The organism is Bacillus sp. EB V-12 (assembly GCF_056158125.1).
Map to the genome: position 1 here is coordinate 631,072 of NZ_JBUXJL010000001.1, position 16,438 is coordinate 647,509.

General features: G+C 33.0%; 20 protein-coding genes. 15 read left to right on the forward strand and 5 right to left on the reverse strand.

Features of this window, described 5'->3' with window-relative positions:
- Positions 1–79: 79 nt before the first annotated feature.
- The gene (locus ACZDYH_RS03410; RefSeq protein WP_000708120.1) at positions 80–580 is read left to right on the forward strand and encodes a hypothetical protein; all 501 of its coding nucleotides are present in this window, start codon (positions 80–82) and stop codon (positions 578–580) included.
- A 31-nt stretch (positions 581–611) separates the two neighbouring features.
- Here the strand turns inward: ACZDYH_RS03410 and ACZDYH_RS03415 are convergent, their stop codons facing one another.
- Positions 612–845, reverse strand: a complete 234-nt coding sequence (locus ACZDYH_RS03415; protein WP_000939448.1) for an SPP1 phage holin family protein — start codon at positions 843–845, stop codon at positions 612–614.
- 163 nt (positions 846–1,008) lie between these two features.
- On the opposite strand from ACZDYH_RS03415, the gene ACZDYH_RS03420 reads away from it, so the two are divergent.
- Both ACZDYH_RS03420 and ACZDYH_RS03425 read left to right on the forward strand, forming a co-directional pair.
- A complete protein-coding gene (locus ACZDYH_RS03420; RefSeq protein ID WP_000680811.1) occupies positions 1,009–1,662 on the forward strand; it encodes a diguanylate cyclase domain-containing protein in 654 nt (217 codons plus the stop codon).
- 614 nt (positions 1,663–2,276) lie between these two features.
- Positions 2,277–2,939: a YkyA family protein gene (locus ACZDYH_RS03425; RefSeq protein ID WP_000922498.1), complete on the forward strand. Its 663-nt coding sequence runs from the start codon at positions 2,277–2,279 to the stop codon at positions 2,937–2,939.
- Between the two features lie 31 nt (positions 2,940–2,970).
- Here the strand turns inward: ACZDYH_RS03425 and ACZDYH_RS03430 are convergent, their stop codons facing one another.
- Positions 2,971–3,429, reverse strand: coding sequence for a YkyB family protein (locus tag ACZDYH_RS03430; RefSeq protein ID WP_000804864.1), 459 nt, complete (start codon positions 3,427–3,429; stop codon positions 2,971–2,973).
- Positions 3,430–3,570: 141 nt separating this feature from the next.
- On the opposite strand from ACZDYH_RS03430, the gene ppx reads away from it, so the two are divergent.
- Entirely contained in the window at positions 3,571–5,145 is a 1,575-nt protein-coding gene (ppx, locus tag ACZDYH_RS03435; protein ID WP_002024754.1) for an exopolyphosphatase, read from the forward strand.
- A gap of 108 nt (positions 5,146–5,253) precedes the next feature.
- Positions 5,254–7,362, forward strand: coding sequence for a polyphosphate kinase (locus ACZDYH_RS03440; protein ID WP_000421680.1), 2,109 nt, complete (start codon positions 5,254–5,256; stop codon positions 7,360–7,362).
- Positions 7,363–7,523: 161 nt separating this feature from the next.
- Here the strand turns inward: ACZDYH_RS03440 and ACZDYH_RS03445 are convergent, their stop codons facing one another.
- Positions 7,524–7,760, reverse strand: coding sequence for a hypothetical protein (locus ACZDYH_RS03445; protein WP_000283738.1), 237 nt, complete (start codon positions 7,758–7,760; stop codon positions 7,524–7,526).
- Between the two features lie 97 nt (positions 7,761–7,857).
- Positions 7,858–8,715, reverse strand: coding sequence for a metallophosphoesterase (locus ACZDYH_RS03450; protein WP_002024756.1), 858 nt, complete (start codon positions 8,713–8,715; stop codon positions 7,858–7,860).
- A 231-nt stretch (positions 8,716–8,946) separates the two neighbouring features.
- Here ACZDYH_RS03450 and fadH point away from each other — a divergent pair, with 231 nt between their 5' ends.
- From fadH to ACZDYH_RS03465, 3 genes are all read left to right on the forward strand, one after another.
- Complete coding sequence (gene fadH, locus ACZDYH_RS03455; protein WP_000660913.1) at positions 8,947–9,711, forward strand: 2,4-dienoyl-CoA reductase; 765 nt, start codon at positions 8,947–8,949, stop codon at positions 9,709–9,711.
- A 255-nt stretch (positions 9,712–9,966) separates the two neighbouring features.
- The gene (locus tag ACZDYH_RS03460) at positions 9,967–11,184 is read left to right on the forward strand and encodes an EAL domain-containing protein (protein ID WP_139848846.1); all 1,218 of its coding nucleotides are present in this window, start codon (positions 9,967–9,969) and stop codon (positions 11,182–11,184) included.
- A gap of 182 nt (positions 11,185–11,366) precedes the next feature.
- Positions 11,367–11,855 carry a DUF3993 domain-containing protein gene (locus ACZDYH_RS03465; RefSeq protein ID WP_001233804.1) on the forward strand — a complete coding sequence of 163 codons (489 nt, stop codon included), beginning with the start codon at positions 11,367–11,369 and terminating at the stop codon, positions 11,853–11,855.
- An 81-nt stretch (positions 11,856–11,936) separates the two neighbouring features.
- Here ACZDYH_RS03465 and ACZDYH_RS03470 read toward each other — a convergent pair whose 3' ends face one another.
- Positions 11,937–12,173 (reverse strand): glutaredoxin family protein, encoded by a 237-nt coding sequence (locus ACZDYH_RS03470; RefSeq protein WP_006928192.1) that lies wholly within the window; start codon positions 12,171–12,173, stop codon positions 11,937–11,939.
- Positions 12,174–12,406: 233 nt separating this feature from the next.
- Between ACZDYH_RS03470 and ACZDYH_RS03475 the strand changes: the two genes are divergently transcribed.
- The 7 genes from ACZDYH_RS03475 (at position 12,407) to dapD (ending at position 16,408) form a co-directional block, all read left to right on the forward strand.
- Positions 12,407–12,643 (forward strand): YkuJ family protein, encoded by a 237-nt coding sequence (locus ACZDYH_RS03475; protein ID WP_000055151.1) that lies wholly within the window; start codon positions 12,407–12,409, stop codon positions 12,641–12,643.
- 241 nt (positions 12,644–12,884) lie between these two features.
- Complete coding sequence (locus ACZDYH_RS03480) at positions 12,885–13,034, forward strand: hypothetical protein (RefSeq protein ID WP_000440540.1); 150 nt, start codon at positions 12,885–12,887, stop codon at positions 13,032–13,034.
- Between the two features lie 74 nt (positions 13,035–13,108).
- Positions 13,109–13,627 (forward strand): ribonuclease H-like YkuK family protein, encoded by a 519-nt coding sequence (locus ACZDYH_RS03485; RefSeq protein ID WP_000348489.1) that lies wholly within the window; start codon positions 13,109–13,111, stop codon positions 13,625–13,627.
- A 120-nt stretch (positions 13,628–13,747) separates the two neighbouring features.
- Entirely contained in the window at positions 13,748–13,939 is a 192-nt protein-coding gene (gene abbA / locus ACZDYH_RS03490; protein ID WP_001188692.1) for an antirepressor AbbA, read from the forward strand.
- Positions 13,940–14,107: 168 nt separating this feature from the next.
- Entirely contained in the window at positions 14,108–14,551 is a 444-nt protein-coding gene (gene cbpB / locus ACZDYH_RS03495; protein ID WP_000623579.1) for a cyclic-di-AMP-binding protein CbpB, read from the forward strand.
- Positions 14,552–14,729: 178 nt separating this feature from the next.
- Entirely contained in the window at positions 14,730–15,614 is an 885-nt protein-coding gene (locus tag ACZDYH_RS03500; protein ID WP_001987174.1) for a LysR family transcriptional regulator, read from the forward strand.
- 71 nt (positions 15,615–15,685) lie between these two features.
- A complete protein-coding gene (dapD, locus tag ACZDYH_RS03505) occupies positions 15,686–16,408 on the forward strand; it encodes a 2,3,4,5-tetrahydropyridine-2,6-dicarboxylate N-acetyltransferase (RefSeq protein WP_000783241.1) in 723 nt (240 codons plus the stop codon).
- Positions 16,409–16,438 lie beyond the last annotated feature (30 nt).

Sequence of the window (16,438 nt, forward strand, 5' to 3'; positions counted from 1 at the left end):
ACATTGCTTGTAGCAAGCTTTAGTAATTTGGGGAATTCATTGTGTGTATGTTACATCTGAAATGAGGTGAATATATATTATGAAAATATGGGGACGAATTTCGGATACAGGAAAGTATTCAATACCGCTACAACCAGTATTGTGGATTGACGGATCGAAAAAGGAAAACGAATTTCCTCAAGTAGCCGTTACATTACAAATTGGTAGTATGTATACAGAACAGTTTTCGTATGAATTGACCTACGATGTAAACGACATACTTATTATGCGAATTGAAGTGGAAAATAAAGGGGTAGAAATGATTTCGAGAGTTGTTGTAAGTCATATGATTCGAGATTACTTTGCTTATATTCCTAATTCTTTAAAAGTTGATAAGGGGATAAGTGAGTTTTTATTCCAGCTTGTTAGATGGCGAATTGATGATTTGTTACCGAATGAGAAGGTGGAACTACGTTGTAAAATAAAAGCTAATAAAGATAAAGCTCTTAAACAAACATTCTTTCAGGCTACATATACATTTCAAGATAAAGAGATATCATATGGCCCACTGCAAACAAATGAAGTTGTTGTGCGTCAATGATAAAAAGGAACCTGTACAAAAGGTTCCTTTTTTAGTGAAGGTTGTGTTTTTTGAGTATTTTCTTTTGCTCCATTCCTTTTTTTCCTACATAGTTATTTTTGTAGCCAAAGTATAGAATAAATAAAAATGAAACAACATTAACAATAGCGTCGATTTGATCGTTTGTAATAAAGTGTATCCCGAAAGAGGTAAATAATAATTTTAATGATAATAGAAAACCAGCTAGTAAACGCATAGCATCTGATAGATTCTCTTTTTGTAGCATATAGATTACTCCTTTCTATAAAAGTTATATATTATATATATGAAATAGAGTAGAAAAGGTATACAAGCTTAAGCAGAAATGTACATTGCATATGTACATTTTTTATTTTGTAGAAAAACATTATTGATATAGAAACATATATTGGTATAAAAGGGGGAAAAGTATGAAACATAAAGGGAAAATTAGTGGATTATTGCTTGGCAATACTGTGGCAGTTACAGAATGGATTGCACTTCAGGATGTAATTGCAAAACTGGATTCACGATCATTTTATACCGTCTTTATTATTTATATATTGCAAATGATACTAAGTTATTATTTTGGACATTGGTACGATAAAAGAGCGAACGAGCGTATGGGTATGGAAGTAGGAGGAATGGCAAGCAATGATTTTGTTGTTGATTTTTTTGGGAAAGTAGCTGCTTTATCTGAAAGAGATTCTCGTAATATTACAGTGTACATTCTTTCTGTAAAAGAATGGGAAGGATTAAAAGACACGTTGCAAGAAAAAAAGTTGGGAGTGTTAGTACAAAAATTAGAGAGTACCATTGTAAAGACAATTCGGAAGGGTGATGTTGTTACAAAGTGGGATGAAAATAAGTACGTTATTGTAGCAATTGATAATGGTCATGAAACATCAACAATAACAAAACGATTAATGAAAAATATTGAAAGTGAAATAGAAGGTGATTTACTCAGTGTCACTCTTTTATTTGGAGCAGCTAGCTATCCAGTAGAAGGAAAAACGTTTGAAGAACTGTTGAGAAAGTCGCAAAATCAATTGTACCAGTATAGAAATTTGCAGGAAAATGAGTGAAGCTTTGATTTGAAGATATATGATAGGAAGATGTTTTATTTGTAACATTTTTTTGACTTTTATTACAAAAAAACGCCGCGTTTGTAATAAAAGTCTTTAAAAATATATGAAATAAGCATATAATTATGATGGTAGTGCCAATGCAATTTGCACAGTGTGTTTTATTTTAAAAGTGTAGAGGAAAGCAAGCTCTACACTTTTCCTTTTTAGGAAATGAAAAGAATATTTGTAAGTTGTTGCGAGATATCGATTGTACTGTGTAAAATGAACAAAGAGATTAATTGATAGAAAGCTGGAAAGGGAATGATAGACGTGAGAGCGGAGCGATCACCTTTTATCAGGTGAACTATTATAGTCTTATTAAGACTGAGGTGAAATTCCGTGGATATTAAAGTAATACATAGTGTGAACAGGCCTTAAAAAACACGAAGTAGTATACTTAAAGATGGATATGGAATTGCTAAATAATTCAAAAAGAATAATGTAATATCAAGTAATAATTTGTACAAACAATATTAATGATCTTCGTAAAAAAGATGCGAGTGTATAGAACAATTACATATTTTATAACTTTTTTATATTACACGATGGTCGTTTATAAGTAGGAGGAAGAGATGTTGAAATATAGTAAATTAGCAATTGTAACTACATTATCAATGATTTTATTAGCCGGTTGTTTTGGCCCGAAACCAGAAGAAGAATTATATGTAGCGTTTGAAAACGCTGCTAAACAAGAAAAAACAATGTTTGAAGATGCAAAAAAACTTGAGACTTTAGAGAAAGAAGGACAAGAATTATATAACCAGATTGTTCAAGAAGGAAAAGATAATAATCAAACTGTTAAAGAAAAACTGAATCAAGCAGTGAAAAATACAACTGAACGAGAAAAAGTGCTTACAAAAGAAAAAGAAGTTTTAAATAAAGCGCAAGAAGAAGTGAAGTCAGCTGATAAGTATGTGAAGAAAATTGAAGATAAGAAATTGAAAGATCAAGCTGATAAAGTGAAAAGCACGTATGAGAAACGCCACGATTCATTTAATAAAATGTATGACAGCTATAACAAATCTTTAAAACAAGAAAAAGAGTTATATACAATGTTACAAGATAAAGGTACTAAATTAAAAGATATTAGTGAAAAAGTAAAAGTAGTAAATCAATCTTATAAGGATATTGAGTCAGAAAAAGATAAATTTAATGAATTTACAAAGTCTTATAATACAGAAAAAGTAGCTTTTTATAAACAAGCAAATATTAAAATTAAAGAAGAGAAAAAATAAAACAGTTTGGCCTACACTTGGCCAAACTGTTTTATTTTTTTGTATAAGTACGACTATACCATGGAACAGGCTCACTTAATTTTTTTTCTTGTTTTAATGCTTCAGGACCAATATAATCTTGAAGTGTTTTTTTTGCTACTGTTAAAGATAAGGTTGTTTTCGGATTTCGATAGGAGGATTCAAGATGACCAAGATGCGGTAGAATTCGAAAATCTTCTTTCGTAGGAGGGATGTGGAAAAAATAATCGCCTAAACGTATAAGGACATCAGATTGTTGTTGGCTAAAACGTGGGTTTCTAGAAAAATGCAATCCTTCTTTAATTGCTTTTTTTTCAGCAATCAAACGTTCTAAAGCTGTCTTTTTTAACCAGTATAAATATTTAGGATTAGTAGCTGCTTTAGCATGACGATTCACAACGAAAATAGATTGAGCTAGTCGATTAATAGAATGTTGGTTTTGTAATTGAGATTGTGGTTGTGAAGGTTTCATATTGAATCTCCTTTCAATTTTTCATTATTATACCATAAATAAAATAGGTATTTATTATACGCAAAAAGTGATTGTATATATTTTCAATATTAAAGCAATATTGTTACAAAAAACAACTATTTTGTATAATAGTAATAGAATATGTTTTTGAAATTTGATAATGAAAGAGTGAGAAGTTTGAAAGAAATATTAAAACAACAGTATGCCATTATAGATATTGGATCTAATACAATGCGTTTAGTTATTTATGAAAAGCAAAATGGAGGTTTTTATAAAGAGATTGAAAATACGAAAGTTGTTGCTAGGTTAAGGAATTACTTAATTGATGGTGTATTGAATGAAGAGGGAATAGAAGTATTATTACAGACATTATTTCAATTTCAAGAAAGTACAAGATTCCATCAGTTGCATCATGTACTTTGTGTTGCAACAGCAACAATTAGACAGTCGGAGAATCAAGAGGAAATTAAAAAGCTTGTTGAAGGACAAACGGACTTTACTCTTAGAGTATTATCAGAGTATGAGGAAGCGCGTTACGGATACTTGGCGGTTATGAATTCTACATCGTTTTCAGAAGGAATAACGGTAGATATTGGTGGGGGAAGTACGGAAGTTACATACTTTAGAAATAGAGAGATTTTAGAGTACCATAGTTTTCCTTTTGGGGCACTTTCTTTAAAGCAACAATTTATTAAAGGTGATATTCCTACTAAAGATGAGTTAGAGGGAATGCAACAGTATTTAGAGTTTCAATTTCGAACGTTACCATGGTTAATCAATAAGAAATTGCCTCTTATTGCAATTGGTGGTAGTGCTAGGAACTTAGTAAAAATCCATCAAAATTTAATATGTTATCCTATAGCAGGATTACATTTATACAAGATGAAAGAAGAAGATATTGAAAGTGTAAAAGAGGAATTGGAAAAATTGTCGTTCATAGAACTTCAGAAATTGGAAGGATTAGCAAAAGATCGAGCAGATACGATTATTCCAGCGGTTGAAGTATTTCATACACTTGTTAATGTTATAGAGGCACCGGCATTTGTATTAAGTAGAAAAGGGTTAAGAGAAGGTGTTTTCTATGAAGAGTTGACAAAAGATTTGGGGATTTCATATTATCCGAACGTAGTTGAAGAAAGTTTGCATTTACTATCACATGAATACGAAATGGACATGGAATTTGTTATTCAACTTATTAAACATGGAAGATTAATTTGCAAACAACTTGAGGAAATAGGGCTTATTTCTATGACAGTAAAAGACTGGGAAGTGTTCCATCAAGCTGCGAAAGTATTTAATATAGGCAAATATATAGACGAAGAAGCGAGCCGTTTACATACGTTTTATTTATTAGCGAATAAGACAATTGATGGCATGATGCATAAAGATCGAGTAAGGCTAGCGCTTATTGCATCGTATAAATCAAAAATGTTATTTAAACAACATTTATCTCCATTTGAAGGTTGGTTTGATAAAAGCGAACAAAAAAAAATCCGCCTGTTAGGAGCTGTTTTACAATTTTCAGCTACTTTAAATGTAAGGCAACGATCGCTTATTGATACCATATCTATAACAGAAAGCGAAGAGGGATTAACGTTTAAAGTTTTATGTGAACAATCGGCATTAGCAGAAAAAGTACAAGCTGAAAAACAAAAAAAACAGTTAGAAAGAGTATTAAAAACGAATATTAATTTATTATTTGAACTAAAACATTAGGTTGTACGGATGTCTTTACGAAAAATTTACACTTTGTAATATTGTAATTTGATAAAATGAAATTAACTAAATTATAGTAAAAAAGTTTCAAGGGGAAGTGTGAAGAGAATGGAATTATTGAAGGGGAATGCAGTAAATTTAAATGATACAGCTTATTACAATAATCGAGAGTTAAGTTGGTTAGCATTTAATGAACGTGTCTTACAAGAAGCGCAAGATGCAAATAATCCACTTTTGGAAAGATTGAAATTTATTAGTATTTTTAGTTCGAATTTAGATGAATTTTTTATGGTACGTGTAGCGGGATTAAAGGATCAAGTGAGTGCTGGATTTAATCAACCAGAAAATAAAGCTGGCTTAACACCGAAAAAGCAATTAAATAAAATTGCGATAAAAGCCCATGCACTAATGACAGTACAATATGATACATTTAAAAATTATGTATTACCAGCGCTTGAGTTAGAGGGAATTGAACGTTTAACATTCAATGATTTGACGAAAGAGCAGCGAGAATTTATAGAAGAGTATTTTGACGAGCAAATTTTTCCGGTGTTAACTCCTGTAGCTATTGATGCATATCGCCCATTTCCAATGTTATTAAACAAAAGTTTGAATTTGGCTACTCTTTTATATGATGAGAAGCAAGCGGAAGAAGAAAACAGGACGAAGTTAGGGATTGTACAAGTTCCTTCATTACTTGAGCGCTTCATAATTTTACCGAGCGAAGGGCAAAAGCATAAATTTATTTTATTAGAAGACGTAATTAGTAGCTTTACTCATAAATTATTTACGGGATATACAGTATCATCTGTTACTCGTTTCCGTATTACACGCAATGCAGATTTAACGATTCATGAAGAAGGTGCGAGAGATTTATTAAAGGTAATTGAAAAAGAATTAAAAAAGCGTAAGTGGGGGGCTGCTGTACGTTTAGAAGTTGGGAAAGAACACATTGATGAAAGAGTATTAGCGTTATTATATGAGGTTCTGGAAGTAAAAGATGAAGATGTATATATAATGGATGGCCCATTAGATTTGACATGTTTGTTTTCTTTATATAAAAAACTAGCTCCTTTATATGAACATCTTGTATATCCAGCTCTTATTCCGCAACCGCCTCAAGATTTAGGTGATGAAGAAGATGTATTTGAAAAAGCAATTGAGCATGATATTTTATTACATCATCCTTTTGAATCATTTCAGCCGGTAGTTGATTTTGTCCGTGATGCGGCAGACGATCCGAATGTACTTGCGATTAAACAAACGTTATATCGTGTAAGTGGTGATTCACCGATTATTCAGGCGTTAAAGATAGCGGCTGAAAAGGGAAAACAAGTGACGGTATTAGTTGAATTAAAGGCAAGGTTTGATGAAGAAAACAATGTTCACTGGGCTAAAGAATTGGAACAGGCAGGCTGTCATGTTATTTACGGTGTCAGTCACTTGAAAACACATAGTAAAATTACGCTAGTTGTAAGGAGAAAAAACGGAAAAATCGAAAGGTTCGTACATCTGGGAACTGGGAACTATAATGATGCAACAGCGAAGTTATATACTGATTTTGGATATATTACATCAAGAAAAGATTTTGGGGTCGATGCAACCAATTTCTTTAATTATTTAAGTGGTTATACAACAAAGCCACATTTTCATCATTTATCGGTTGCTCCATTTGATATAAGAGAGCAATTTATGGATTTAATAGATGAAGAAATCCGTTATCATAGGCAATATGGAAATGGATATATTATCGCTAAGATGAATTCATTAACAGATAAACCGTTAATAAAAAAAATGTACGAAGCATCACAAGCTGGAGTAAAGGTAGAGCTCATTGTTCGAGGAACATGTTGCCTACGACCTGGTATTCCAAATGTAAGTGAAAATATTCGTGTAGTTAGTGTTGTTGGAAGATATTTAGAACATAGCCGTATTTATTATTTCCATCATAATGGGGAGGAGAAAATATATTTATCTTCAGCTGATTTGATGACGCGAAATATGGAGAAGCGAGTGGAAATATCTTTCCCGATATTAGATATTGAAATGAAGGCACGAATTAAGGCGATTTTACAGCTTACATTAGCTGATAATGTGAAAACACGTGAACAAAATAAAGATGGTGATTACTATTATGTTATTAATGGTAGTACAGAAGAAATTGATAGCCAAGTGAAGTTGTTTAAGATGGCGTATCAAAATACAGACGCTGAATAATGAAAAAAAGTAAAAACCTCTTATGTCCATAAGAGGTTTTTACTTTTTTCTACTCATATGCTCCAAAAATGGAAGGATGAGTAGAAACAATAGTTTTATTATAAGCGTGTAATGAGATGGCTCGTTGAGAGAATAATATTTGAAAGAATCGTTACTTTAACCTAGTAATAGTATGGTTGCTGACATGGTCCACCGTAACAAGGATAAGGTGCTGGCGGCGGGAAAGGTGGTGGATAAGGTGGATAAAATGGTCGAGGGCCGAAAGCTAATGCTCCGCCGAGCAATCCACCAGCAATTCCAGCTAGAAAGGGAACGCCAAAAAACGGGAAGAAGCGTGAGTCGCCTACTGGACCAATAGGTGCTGAACGGACTGGAATTGGTTGATAATATGGATACATGAACATACCTCCTTTATTGGACTCACTTTTATCATATGGTAAACGAAACATGGATGAGCGCGTACAAGAAAGGATATGTAAGAAAATAGGCGAATTATTACGAATGTTGGAGTGTGAAAATTGTGATTTCAGGTTTTGACATGAAACGAAATGGGACACGTGTTCTTCCAAGACCTCGATTGACATAGAGAGTTAAATCCTGCATCGTATAGAAGCCTTCAATATAGTCTTTGGCGAGTGATGGTGTAATAATAGCACCTAAAAAAGGAATTTGTACTTGTCCGCCATGGCTATGACCAGAAAGTTGCAAGTTGATTGGATATTTGGAAATTTGCGGCGCGATATCTGGCTCGTGAACAAGAACGATGTTATAAGTATTTTGCCGTGCATGTTGTAATGTTTTCTCTATTTTTGGTTTGCCTAGTAGTATATCATCGAGACCGAAAATAGAAATTTCACTATTATCCATTAGACGAATTCTTTTTTCACTATTTAGCAATAGTTCAAATCCTGATTCACGCATGATGTGCTCATAGTATTCAGTTCCATATCCACCGTGATCATGGTTACCATAAATAGCGAATTTACCGAAGGGGGCTTGTATATTTTTTAAAATGGATGCGACAAAAGGAGTGTCAGTATACGTTTGATAATTATCAATGAGATCTCCGGTAAAAAGGACAATATCTGGATTTACAGCATTAATTTTAGAAACAACTTGAGATAAATGTTGAAGCGAGAAATAGTATCCGAGATGTAAATCGCTGAATTGAAGAATTTTCATACCATGAAAACTTTTTGGGATGAGTTGTGATTTTAATGTGTGCTGTGTAAAAGAAATGAAATGGGGTTCTATATATTTAGCATAGTAGTATCCGATGCCACTGGTTATAAATGAATAGAGACAAGTACGCATACCAATTTTCAAAAAATTTCTTCTTGTAATGTGCGTCATAAAAATATGAGTATACCTCAATGTTTTTATTCCATTTACAGGCTACTCAAATCTCCTTTCAGTTTATTTAAAAATATATTTTACATAATAAAAAATTAGTATAGATTACGAAAAAAATGAATAAAAAGAAAGTTCTTTACATTAAAATATCAGAAAAGTTTAAAAATATAAAGATTTCTATTAAATAAAGTGATAAAATGAATGTGTATTCATTTTTTGGAGGGGATGTATGTGAAAGAAAAGGTAGTTATTATAACAGGTGGATCGAGTGGAATGGGAAAAGGAATGGCGACTCGCTTTGCAAAAGAAGGGGCACGAGTTGTTATTACAGGACGTACAAAAGAAAAACTAGAGGAAACAAAGTTGGAAATTGAACAATTTCCAGGGCAAGTATTACCTGTACAAATGGATGTAAGAAATACGGATGACATTCAGAAAATGATTGAACAGATTGATGAGAAGTTTGGTCGAATTGATGTTTTAATAAATAATGCAGCTGGAAACTTTATTTGTCCAGCAGAAGATTTATCCGTGAATGGCTGGAATTCGGTCATTAATATTGTATTAAACGGTACATTTTACTGTAGCCATGCTGTGGGAAAATATTGGATTGAAAAAGGTATAAAAGGGAATATCATTAATATGGTAGCAACATATGCATGGGATGCAGGTCCAGGAGTTATTCATTCGGCTGCAGCGAAGGCAGGAGTATTAGCGATGACGAAGACGCTCGCTGTTGAGTGGGGACGTAAATATGGAATACGAGTTAACGCTATCGCTCCAGGACCAATTGAACGTACGGGCGGTGCTGATAAATTATGGATTTCAGAAGAAATGGCTAAGCGTACGATACAAAGTGTTCCGCTTGGAAGGCTGGGTACGCCAGAAGAAATCGCTGGTCTAGCTTATTATTTATGCTCAGATGAAGCTGCGTACATAAATGGAACTTGCATGACAATGGATGGAGGACAACATTTACATCAATATCCATTTTAAAAGGGATAAAAAAATGAATGTTTGATTCATTTTTTTACGGTTAAATGTGACGGAATTGTGACATATGAAAGAAAAGTGTTTACAAGAGGTCATATATACGTTATATTTAAGACCTCTTTTTTCTTCATAGTAGAATTGCTAATTCCCCTTAGCATTTTACCCCTCTAATCCCTTCAGGAAAACTGAAGGGATTTTTTATTATTTTTCCGTAAATATCATGTTATAATTTTTGAAAAGTAAAGGGAGGGAAGCACGTTGATAGATGCATTAGATGTAATGAGTAACTTGGATAAAGTCCTTCCTTATTATCAAGCTATTTTTAGTGCTGATGAGCATACTGTAATTGGATATGAAGTAGTAGGACGTATTCAAACAGAAGAGGGCATACAAAGTTTAGCTTCTTTCTTTCACGATGATTCGATTCCAAGTGAATTTCAACTGGAAGCGGATAATATTATAGTAGAAAAAGCTTTAAATCGTTATTTAGAAAGCGATCAAAAATTATTATTATTTATACATCGGAATGCTAATGTATTAATGAATGATGATGATGAAAGCTTGCTTCAACTTTTATTGAGGTATGAAGAACAAGGTTTAAATTTAAAACAAATTGTTTTAGAGATTACAGAGCATGAATGTAAAGAAGATATAGAGCAATTTAATCATTTGCTTATGTATTATCGTACATATGGTATTCAAATTTCGATTAATAAAGTCGGAACGGGTACAAGTAATTTAGAGCGTATTAGCGTGTTAGCACCTGATATTTTAAAAGTAGATTTAACGAACTTAAGGCAAACAGCACTTTTACAATCTTATCAAGATATTTTATATTCTTTATCATTACTTGCTAGAAGAATTGGTGCAACTTTATTATATGAAGAAATAGATGCTTTTTATCAACTGCAATATGCTTGGAAGAACGGCGGAAGATATTATCAAGGTAATTATTTAAAAGAATGTTTACCTGATTTTATTGAAACGAATGTTTTGAAAGAGCGACTAGGTAATGAATGTCATCAGTTTATTCAGCATGAAAAGAAGAAGTTACAAAAAATTTATAATTTAACAGAGATGTTACGCGATCGCATTGGCGATGTTTTATCAAAACAAAAAAAGAAAGAAGATATAAATGATTGGTTATTACAATTTAGTCAAAGTGTATCACAGTGTAGTTTTCGTATATTTATTTGTAATGAAGATGGTTTCCAACAATCAGGAAATGTTATGAAAAAAGATGGAGAATGGATTGTGATGCCGGATTATTATATGAAGAACTGGAGCTGGCGCCCGTATTTTCTCGAGAATATAATGAAAATGCGTTTTGAGAATAAGGCGAGGCTTTCAGATTTATATGCAGATATTGAAACGGGAGAAATGGTACGAACATTTTCTTTCCCGATTGATGATGACAACTTTTTATTTATAGATTTATCTTATGAATATTTATATGAAGAAGATGTTTTATTTTAATGCACGAAGAGATTCGTGCATTTTTTGTTTGTTTTTATCATAAATTGGTAATAGTGAAAATGGTGATGAAAATGCTGTCTATCGTTGTAAAGATTTTACGAACGAAATCTGTCCTTTCTTTGCATAATCATTGTTACAATGAATACTACAAAGACAAGTTCTTTTAAAAGGAAGGTGAAAAAATGAGGAAATATGGAATATGGCTTGTTCTATTTGTATGTGTTGCCTTTCTAGTTGGTTATAGTGTTACGACTGTTTTAGGAAAAGAGGAAGTGGAAGTCGATCGGAAAGAAGTATTTACAACGATACAAAAAGGCTATGAAACCCAGTTTTCAATTCGTGGGAAGCATTTGCCGATGAATAAGATGATAGAGACGTTATCACCGTATTTTACAGATAATTTCCTTCAAGTATTTACAGATGAAAATAGCAGAAGTGATAAACAAAGTGGTGAATATTTACTTCCGGCAAAAGAAGCACCGTTTTCTTTTAATTCAGAAACGAAAATGTCGTATGATGAAGAACATAAAAATTTATATGTATATGAGCGGACAAAAAGTGGACAATATCAAATTGTAACATTGAAAAGGGATCAAGATAAATGGAAGTTAGCAGGATATCATGAAAGTCAGGAACTTTTAACTGAAATAAAAAGGTTGCAACAATTATAAAGTGAAACTTTTAATCAGTGGGTGGGAGTTTTACTACCTACAAATAGCGGGATAAGAATAGGAATAGGTATTTACCTATTCCTATTCTATATTGAGTAGTAGTTGTAACTTTTCAATTTGAAAACCTGCAACTACTTCGCCATCAATTACGACTGTTGGAGTTGAATAAGAATCATAGTCGTATAAAAGACGATTGCGAGCAGCAGCGTCTTTTTTTACGTCAAATTCTTCATATGCAACGTTATTATGCTTCAAAAATTCTTTTACAATAACACATGGCGGACAATCGGGTTGTGTATAAACCTCAATTTTTTTCATTGTAATTCCTCCTTTTTTCTGTTTTTTATTATATTCTTCCAGTATAAAAACCGCAATAATGAAGGAGAAATATGTTCTTTCTGTTTTTTCCTTCGCATTTCGACAAATTTTTAGTTGAGTTTCTGGCCAATAACCTTTATCCTAGAGTGTGGAACATTTTTTCTGTTATGACGGATAGAATGAGTATAGCTGTAAAACCTATTGGTAGGAAGATCAGAGAAAGGAGAGATTTCATGTCTCTACTCCAAGGAATTTTAACTCGACTTGTTAGTCTACAAGAACAAGCTGAAAGCGGTGAAGTAGCACAACGCTATTTTGAAGTGAACGGTGAGCGCAAATGTAGCGTGAAATTTTTCGATAAAAGTGAAATGTATGAGTTAGAAGTGTATCAACAAGGTGAAAAACCTCAAGTATATCAATTCGATAATATCGACATGGTTGCAATTGAGATTTACGATATCATTTCTTGATACATATAAAAAAGGTACTGCCACATGGCAGTACCTTTTTTAGTTCTATTACTTTCTAGCATAATGTATAGAAGTTTTTTATTTTTCCTACAATGGTATTAAAATGAAAATTTAATCCGTGCAAGTTTGCTTATCCATGTGGATAATTAGTCCCGTCAACCGGGTGAATATGTGAAGCTAAACTTCTCACTATCGCTGGGTTTTGCAAATAGCGGGAGAAATATAACTAGGAGGTTATCGTATGGAACGTTTACCAGTTGTGATTTGTCCTAATTGTCAAAGTTCTGCTGAGATTATTCATGTATTAACGGCTCAATCTAATCAAAATGTAATTTATACGTGCCAAGTTTGTCACTTTGTAATTCGAAATATTGAAACGAATAAAGGATAGGAAGTTATAATTTTAGTTTTTGTCCCATACAATGAGAATACGAAAAGTCTGTCTAATTGAAAGGACGTGACTCTGTGGACGGTGCACATAAATTTTACAATGTTTCAGAGAGACATTTAAATTTTGATATGGTCTTTAACCGTATTTGTAGTTTCATTGAAAAGGATCCGCGAAATTTGTATCGATTATCCATTGGGACAGACTCGCAAGCGCATCAAAAGGATACGAGGTTTATTACAGCAATCCATATTCATCGTGTTGGAAAAGGTGCCTGGGGTTGTTTACACCATAGATCAGTAAAAGATAAGCCAGCGACCTTACGTGAGAAAATATATTTAGAAACGCAGTTTAGTCAAGAAATCGCATGTCTATTTACGCCTACTCATATACAAACAATATGGGAGTTATTGCATCCTTATGCTCAAGATGGGGCTGGATTCATAATGGAAATTCATTTAGACATTGGGAATGATGGCTTAACAAAAGAATTTATTTTAGATATGACAGAAAAAATTCGAGCGATGGGATTAACTGCAAAAATTAAGCCGGATGCTTATGCGGCGTTTAGCTATGCAAATCGATATACGAAATGATTTTTTTGTATGTGTACGATTGTTACATATCTTTTAATAAAAACTGAATATTACATCTATTAAATAGGTTGAATTTTTTATATAATAAGAGTAACGATGCGAGTGTAAGGAGAGGGGTATATGCAAAGGGAAGTTGTTTTAACGAAGGAAGAAGAAAGTTTACTACTAGATATTTTATTTCAGCAAAATTACGCAAGTGAAATTTTAGCTGTGGAACTTACAGATATTGAGAATGGTTTGAAACAGACAGATGTGATGCAATATAAAAAAATCACAAGGTTATTTTACAGATTAAAAAATAAAGGGTATTAAGCGCTACCGGAATGGTAGTCTTTTTTTTGTGCGGTATGCTAAAATAGCTGTGTGATTGTATTTTTATTGAAATAAATTTAGGACAAAATAATAATATGAAAACGCTGTCATAAAATGTGAATAGAGTTGTGAACATAAGCAGGAAAAAGGGAAAATGGGGGATGTAATATGATTAGTATTCCGAAAGACGAATTTCAACAAATTCTTGTGAAGGATTTAATGATTTCATCGGAAAAAGTAGCTCATGTCCAAATTGGAAATAGTTTAGAACATGCTTTACTTGTTCTTGTAAAATCTGGATATTCAGCGATACCTGTCTTAGATCCAATGTATAAACTACATGGTTTGATTAGTACTGCCATGATATTAGATGGTATGTTAGGATTAGAACGTATTGAGTTTGAAAGGCTCGATGATATGAAAGTAGAGCAGGTGATGAAAGAAGATATACCTGTTCTTAAATTAGACGATTCATTTGCAAAAGCTTTAGAAATGACAATTGATCATCCTTTTATTTGCGCTGTTAATGAAGAAGGCTATTTTGAGGGGATTTTAACACGTCGGGCTATTTTAAAATTGTTGAATAAGAAAGTAAGGCAACATAATCGATAAAGTGAAAAAAGTGACTTCATAGAAACGAAGAAGTCACTTTTTTTCGTGCATATCACTTGTGTATGTATTATATTTAAAAAGACATAAAACATAAGGAAAGTTTGCGCTGGACAATTGTATTTTCTGAATGAAAGCATTCGGATAAATTAAGGATGAAAAGCTTATTGAAATAAGGTGTATGGAAGCTAAGGAAAGAGGGAGAAAGTTGCAAATTGATGATTTTCAAATGATGGTTGTGTTAGCTCAGGAATCAAATATGAGAAAAGCGGCGGAACGTTTATTTGTTTCCCAACCTGCGCTGAGTCAACGATTACAATCTATGGAGAAACAATGGGGAATGAAGTTTTTTATTCGCTCACAAAAAGGATTGACAATTACACCTGAAGGGGAAAAAGTTGCAAATTATGCCAAAGAAATGTTGCAAAGGGAAGAAGATATAAAAAGTGAGCTGGCTGTTTTCAGAACGGAAACTCATGGAACGTTAAAAATAGCTGTTGCATCAGTTATTGGTCAATATTGGCTCCCTCCTGTTTTGAAAAAGTTTGTGCATAAATATCCTTCTGTAAAGATATCGCTGTTTACTGGATGGAGTAGTGAAGTGCAAAAGCAGTTTTATGAAGGAGACGTGCATGTTGCTATACTGAGGGGAACACAAGAATATAAAGGTCAGAAGCAACAATTATTTGAAGATGAACTGTATTTAGTTGATAAAGAAATAAAAGATATTTCGATGTTAAAAGAAACAAATAGGCCGTTCATTCAATTTAAAAGTGACTCGACTTATTATGGACAAATACAAAATTGGTGGTATGGTTTATTTTCTAATCCGCCTAAGCGAACGATTGTAGTTGACCAAATTGAAACATGTAAACAACTTGTTTTAAATGGTATAGGTTATGCCCTTTTACCTTCTACTGTTTTAAAGGAAGTACAGGAAAATATGTATAAAACACCTGTTCAACTGACGAGAGAAACATGGTTGTTAACAAGTGACTCGGCAAGGCAGTTGAAGCAAGTACAAGCATTTTTAGAAATTATAGAAGAAATTCAAAGGGAAAAATAAGATTATTATCTTGCTACTCGCTCTTTCGTTTGGTAGAGTAACATTATAAATGGATTTAGGAGGCAACAAGAATGAAAATGATGGACGCTAACGAAATTATTTCGTTTATTCAAAAAAGTGAAAAGAAAACTCCTGTAAAGGTATACATAAAAGGGGATTTAAAAGAAGTAACATTCCCTGAAACAGTACAAGCATTTGTGAATAAAAAATCAGGTGTATTATTCGGAGAATGGTCTGAAATTAAGACAATTCTTGATGAGAATAATAAGCACATCGTTGACTACGTTGTAGAAAACGATCGTCGTAATTCTGCAATCCCAATGCTTGATTTAAAAGGTATTAAAGCTCGCATCGAGCCAGGTGCTATTATTCGTGACCATGTTGAAATTGGTGACAACGCTGTAATTATGATGAATGCAACAATTAACATTGGTGCTGTAATTGGTGAAGGTTCTATGATCGACATGAACGCAGTACTTGGTGGACGTGCAACAGTCGGTAAAAACTGTCACGTAGGTGCAGGTGCTGTACTTGCAGGTGTTATTGAGCCACCTTCTGCAAAACCAGTTATCGTTGAAGATGATGTAGTAATCGGTGCAAATGTAGTTGTTTTAGAGGGTGTTACAGTAGGTAAAGGTGCAGTTGTAGCAGCGGGAGCTGTTGTAACAGAAGATGTACCTCCATACACAGTTGTTGCAGGTACTCCAGCACGTGTAATCAAAGAAATTGATGAGAAGACAAAAGCAAAAACAGAAATTAAACAAGAGCTTCGTCAATTAAACCCAGAGAAATAAAAAGTAAAAAAAGCGTAAGAGCGTAAATGG

Coding starts and splice junctions, on each gene's coding strand:
- ACZDYH_RS03465 (WP_001233804.1), top strand. CDS start 11,367: ATGAGGAAATATGGAATATGGCTTGTTCTATTTGTATGTGTTGCCTTT.
- ACZDYH_RS03480 (WP_000440540.1), top strand. CDS start 12,885: ATGGAACGTTTACCAGTTGTGATTTGTCCTAATTGTCAAAGTTCTGCT.
- ACZDYH_RS03420 (WP_000680811.1), top strand. CDS start 1,009: ATGAAACATAAAGGGAAAATTAGTGGATTATTGCTTGGCAATACTGTG.
- cbpB (WP_000623579.1), top strand. CDS start 14,108: ATGATTAGTATTCCGAAAGACGAATTTCAACAAATTCTTGTGAAGGAT.
- ACZDYH_RS03445 (WP_000283738.1), bottom strand. CDS start 7,760: ATGTATCCATATTATCAACCAATTCCAGTCCGTTCAGCACCTATTGGT.
- ACZDYH_RS03500 (WP_001987174.1), top strand. CDS start 14,730: ATGGAAGCTAAGGAAAGAGGGAGAAAGTTGCAAATTGATGATTTTCAA.
- ACZDYH_RS03450 (WP_002024756.1), bottom strand. CDS start 8,715: ATGACGCACATTACAAGAAGAAATTTTTTGAAAATTGGTATGCGTACT.
- dapD (WP_000783241.1), top strand. CDS start 15,686: ATGAAAATGATGGACGCTAACGAAATTATTTCGTTTATTCAAAAAAGT.
- ACZDYH_RS03470 (WP_006928192.1), bottom strand. CDS start 12,173: ATGAAAAAAATTGAGGTTTATACACAACCCGATTGTCCGCCATGTGTT.
- ACZDYH_RS03440 (WP_000421680.1), top strand. CDS start 5,254: ATGGAATTATTGAAGGGGAATGCAGTAAATTTAAATGATACAGCTTAT.
- ppx (WP_002024754.1), top strand. CDS start 3,571: ATGTTTTTGAAATTTGATAATGAAAGAGTGAGAAGTTTGAAAGAAATA.
- ACZDYH_RS03410 (WP_000708120.1), top strand. CDS start 80: ATGAAAATATGGGGACGAATTTCGGATACAGGAAAGTATTCAATACCG.
- ACZDYH_RS03425 (WP_000922498.1), top strand. CDS start 2,277: ATGTTGAAATATAGTAAATTAGCAATTGTAACTACATTATCAATGATT.
- ACZDYH_RS03475 (WP_000055151.1), top strand. CDS start 12,407: ATGTCTCTACTCCAAGGAATTTTAACTCGACTTGTTAGTCTACAAGAA.
- abbA (WP_001188692.1), top strand. CDS start 13,748: ATGCAAAGGGAAGTTGTTTTAACGAAGGAAGAAGAAAGTTTACTACTA.
- ACZDYH_RS03415 (WP_000939448.1), bottom strand. CDS start 845: ATGCTACAAAAAGAGAATCTATCAGATGCTATGCGTTTACTAGCTGGT.
- ACZDYH_RS03430 (WP_000804864.1), bottom strand. CDS start 3,429: ATGAAACCTTCACAACCACAATCTCAATTACAAAACCAACATTCTATT.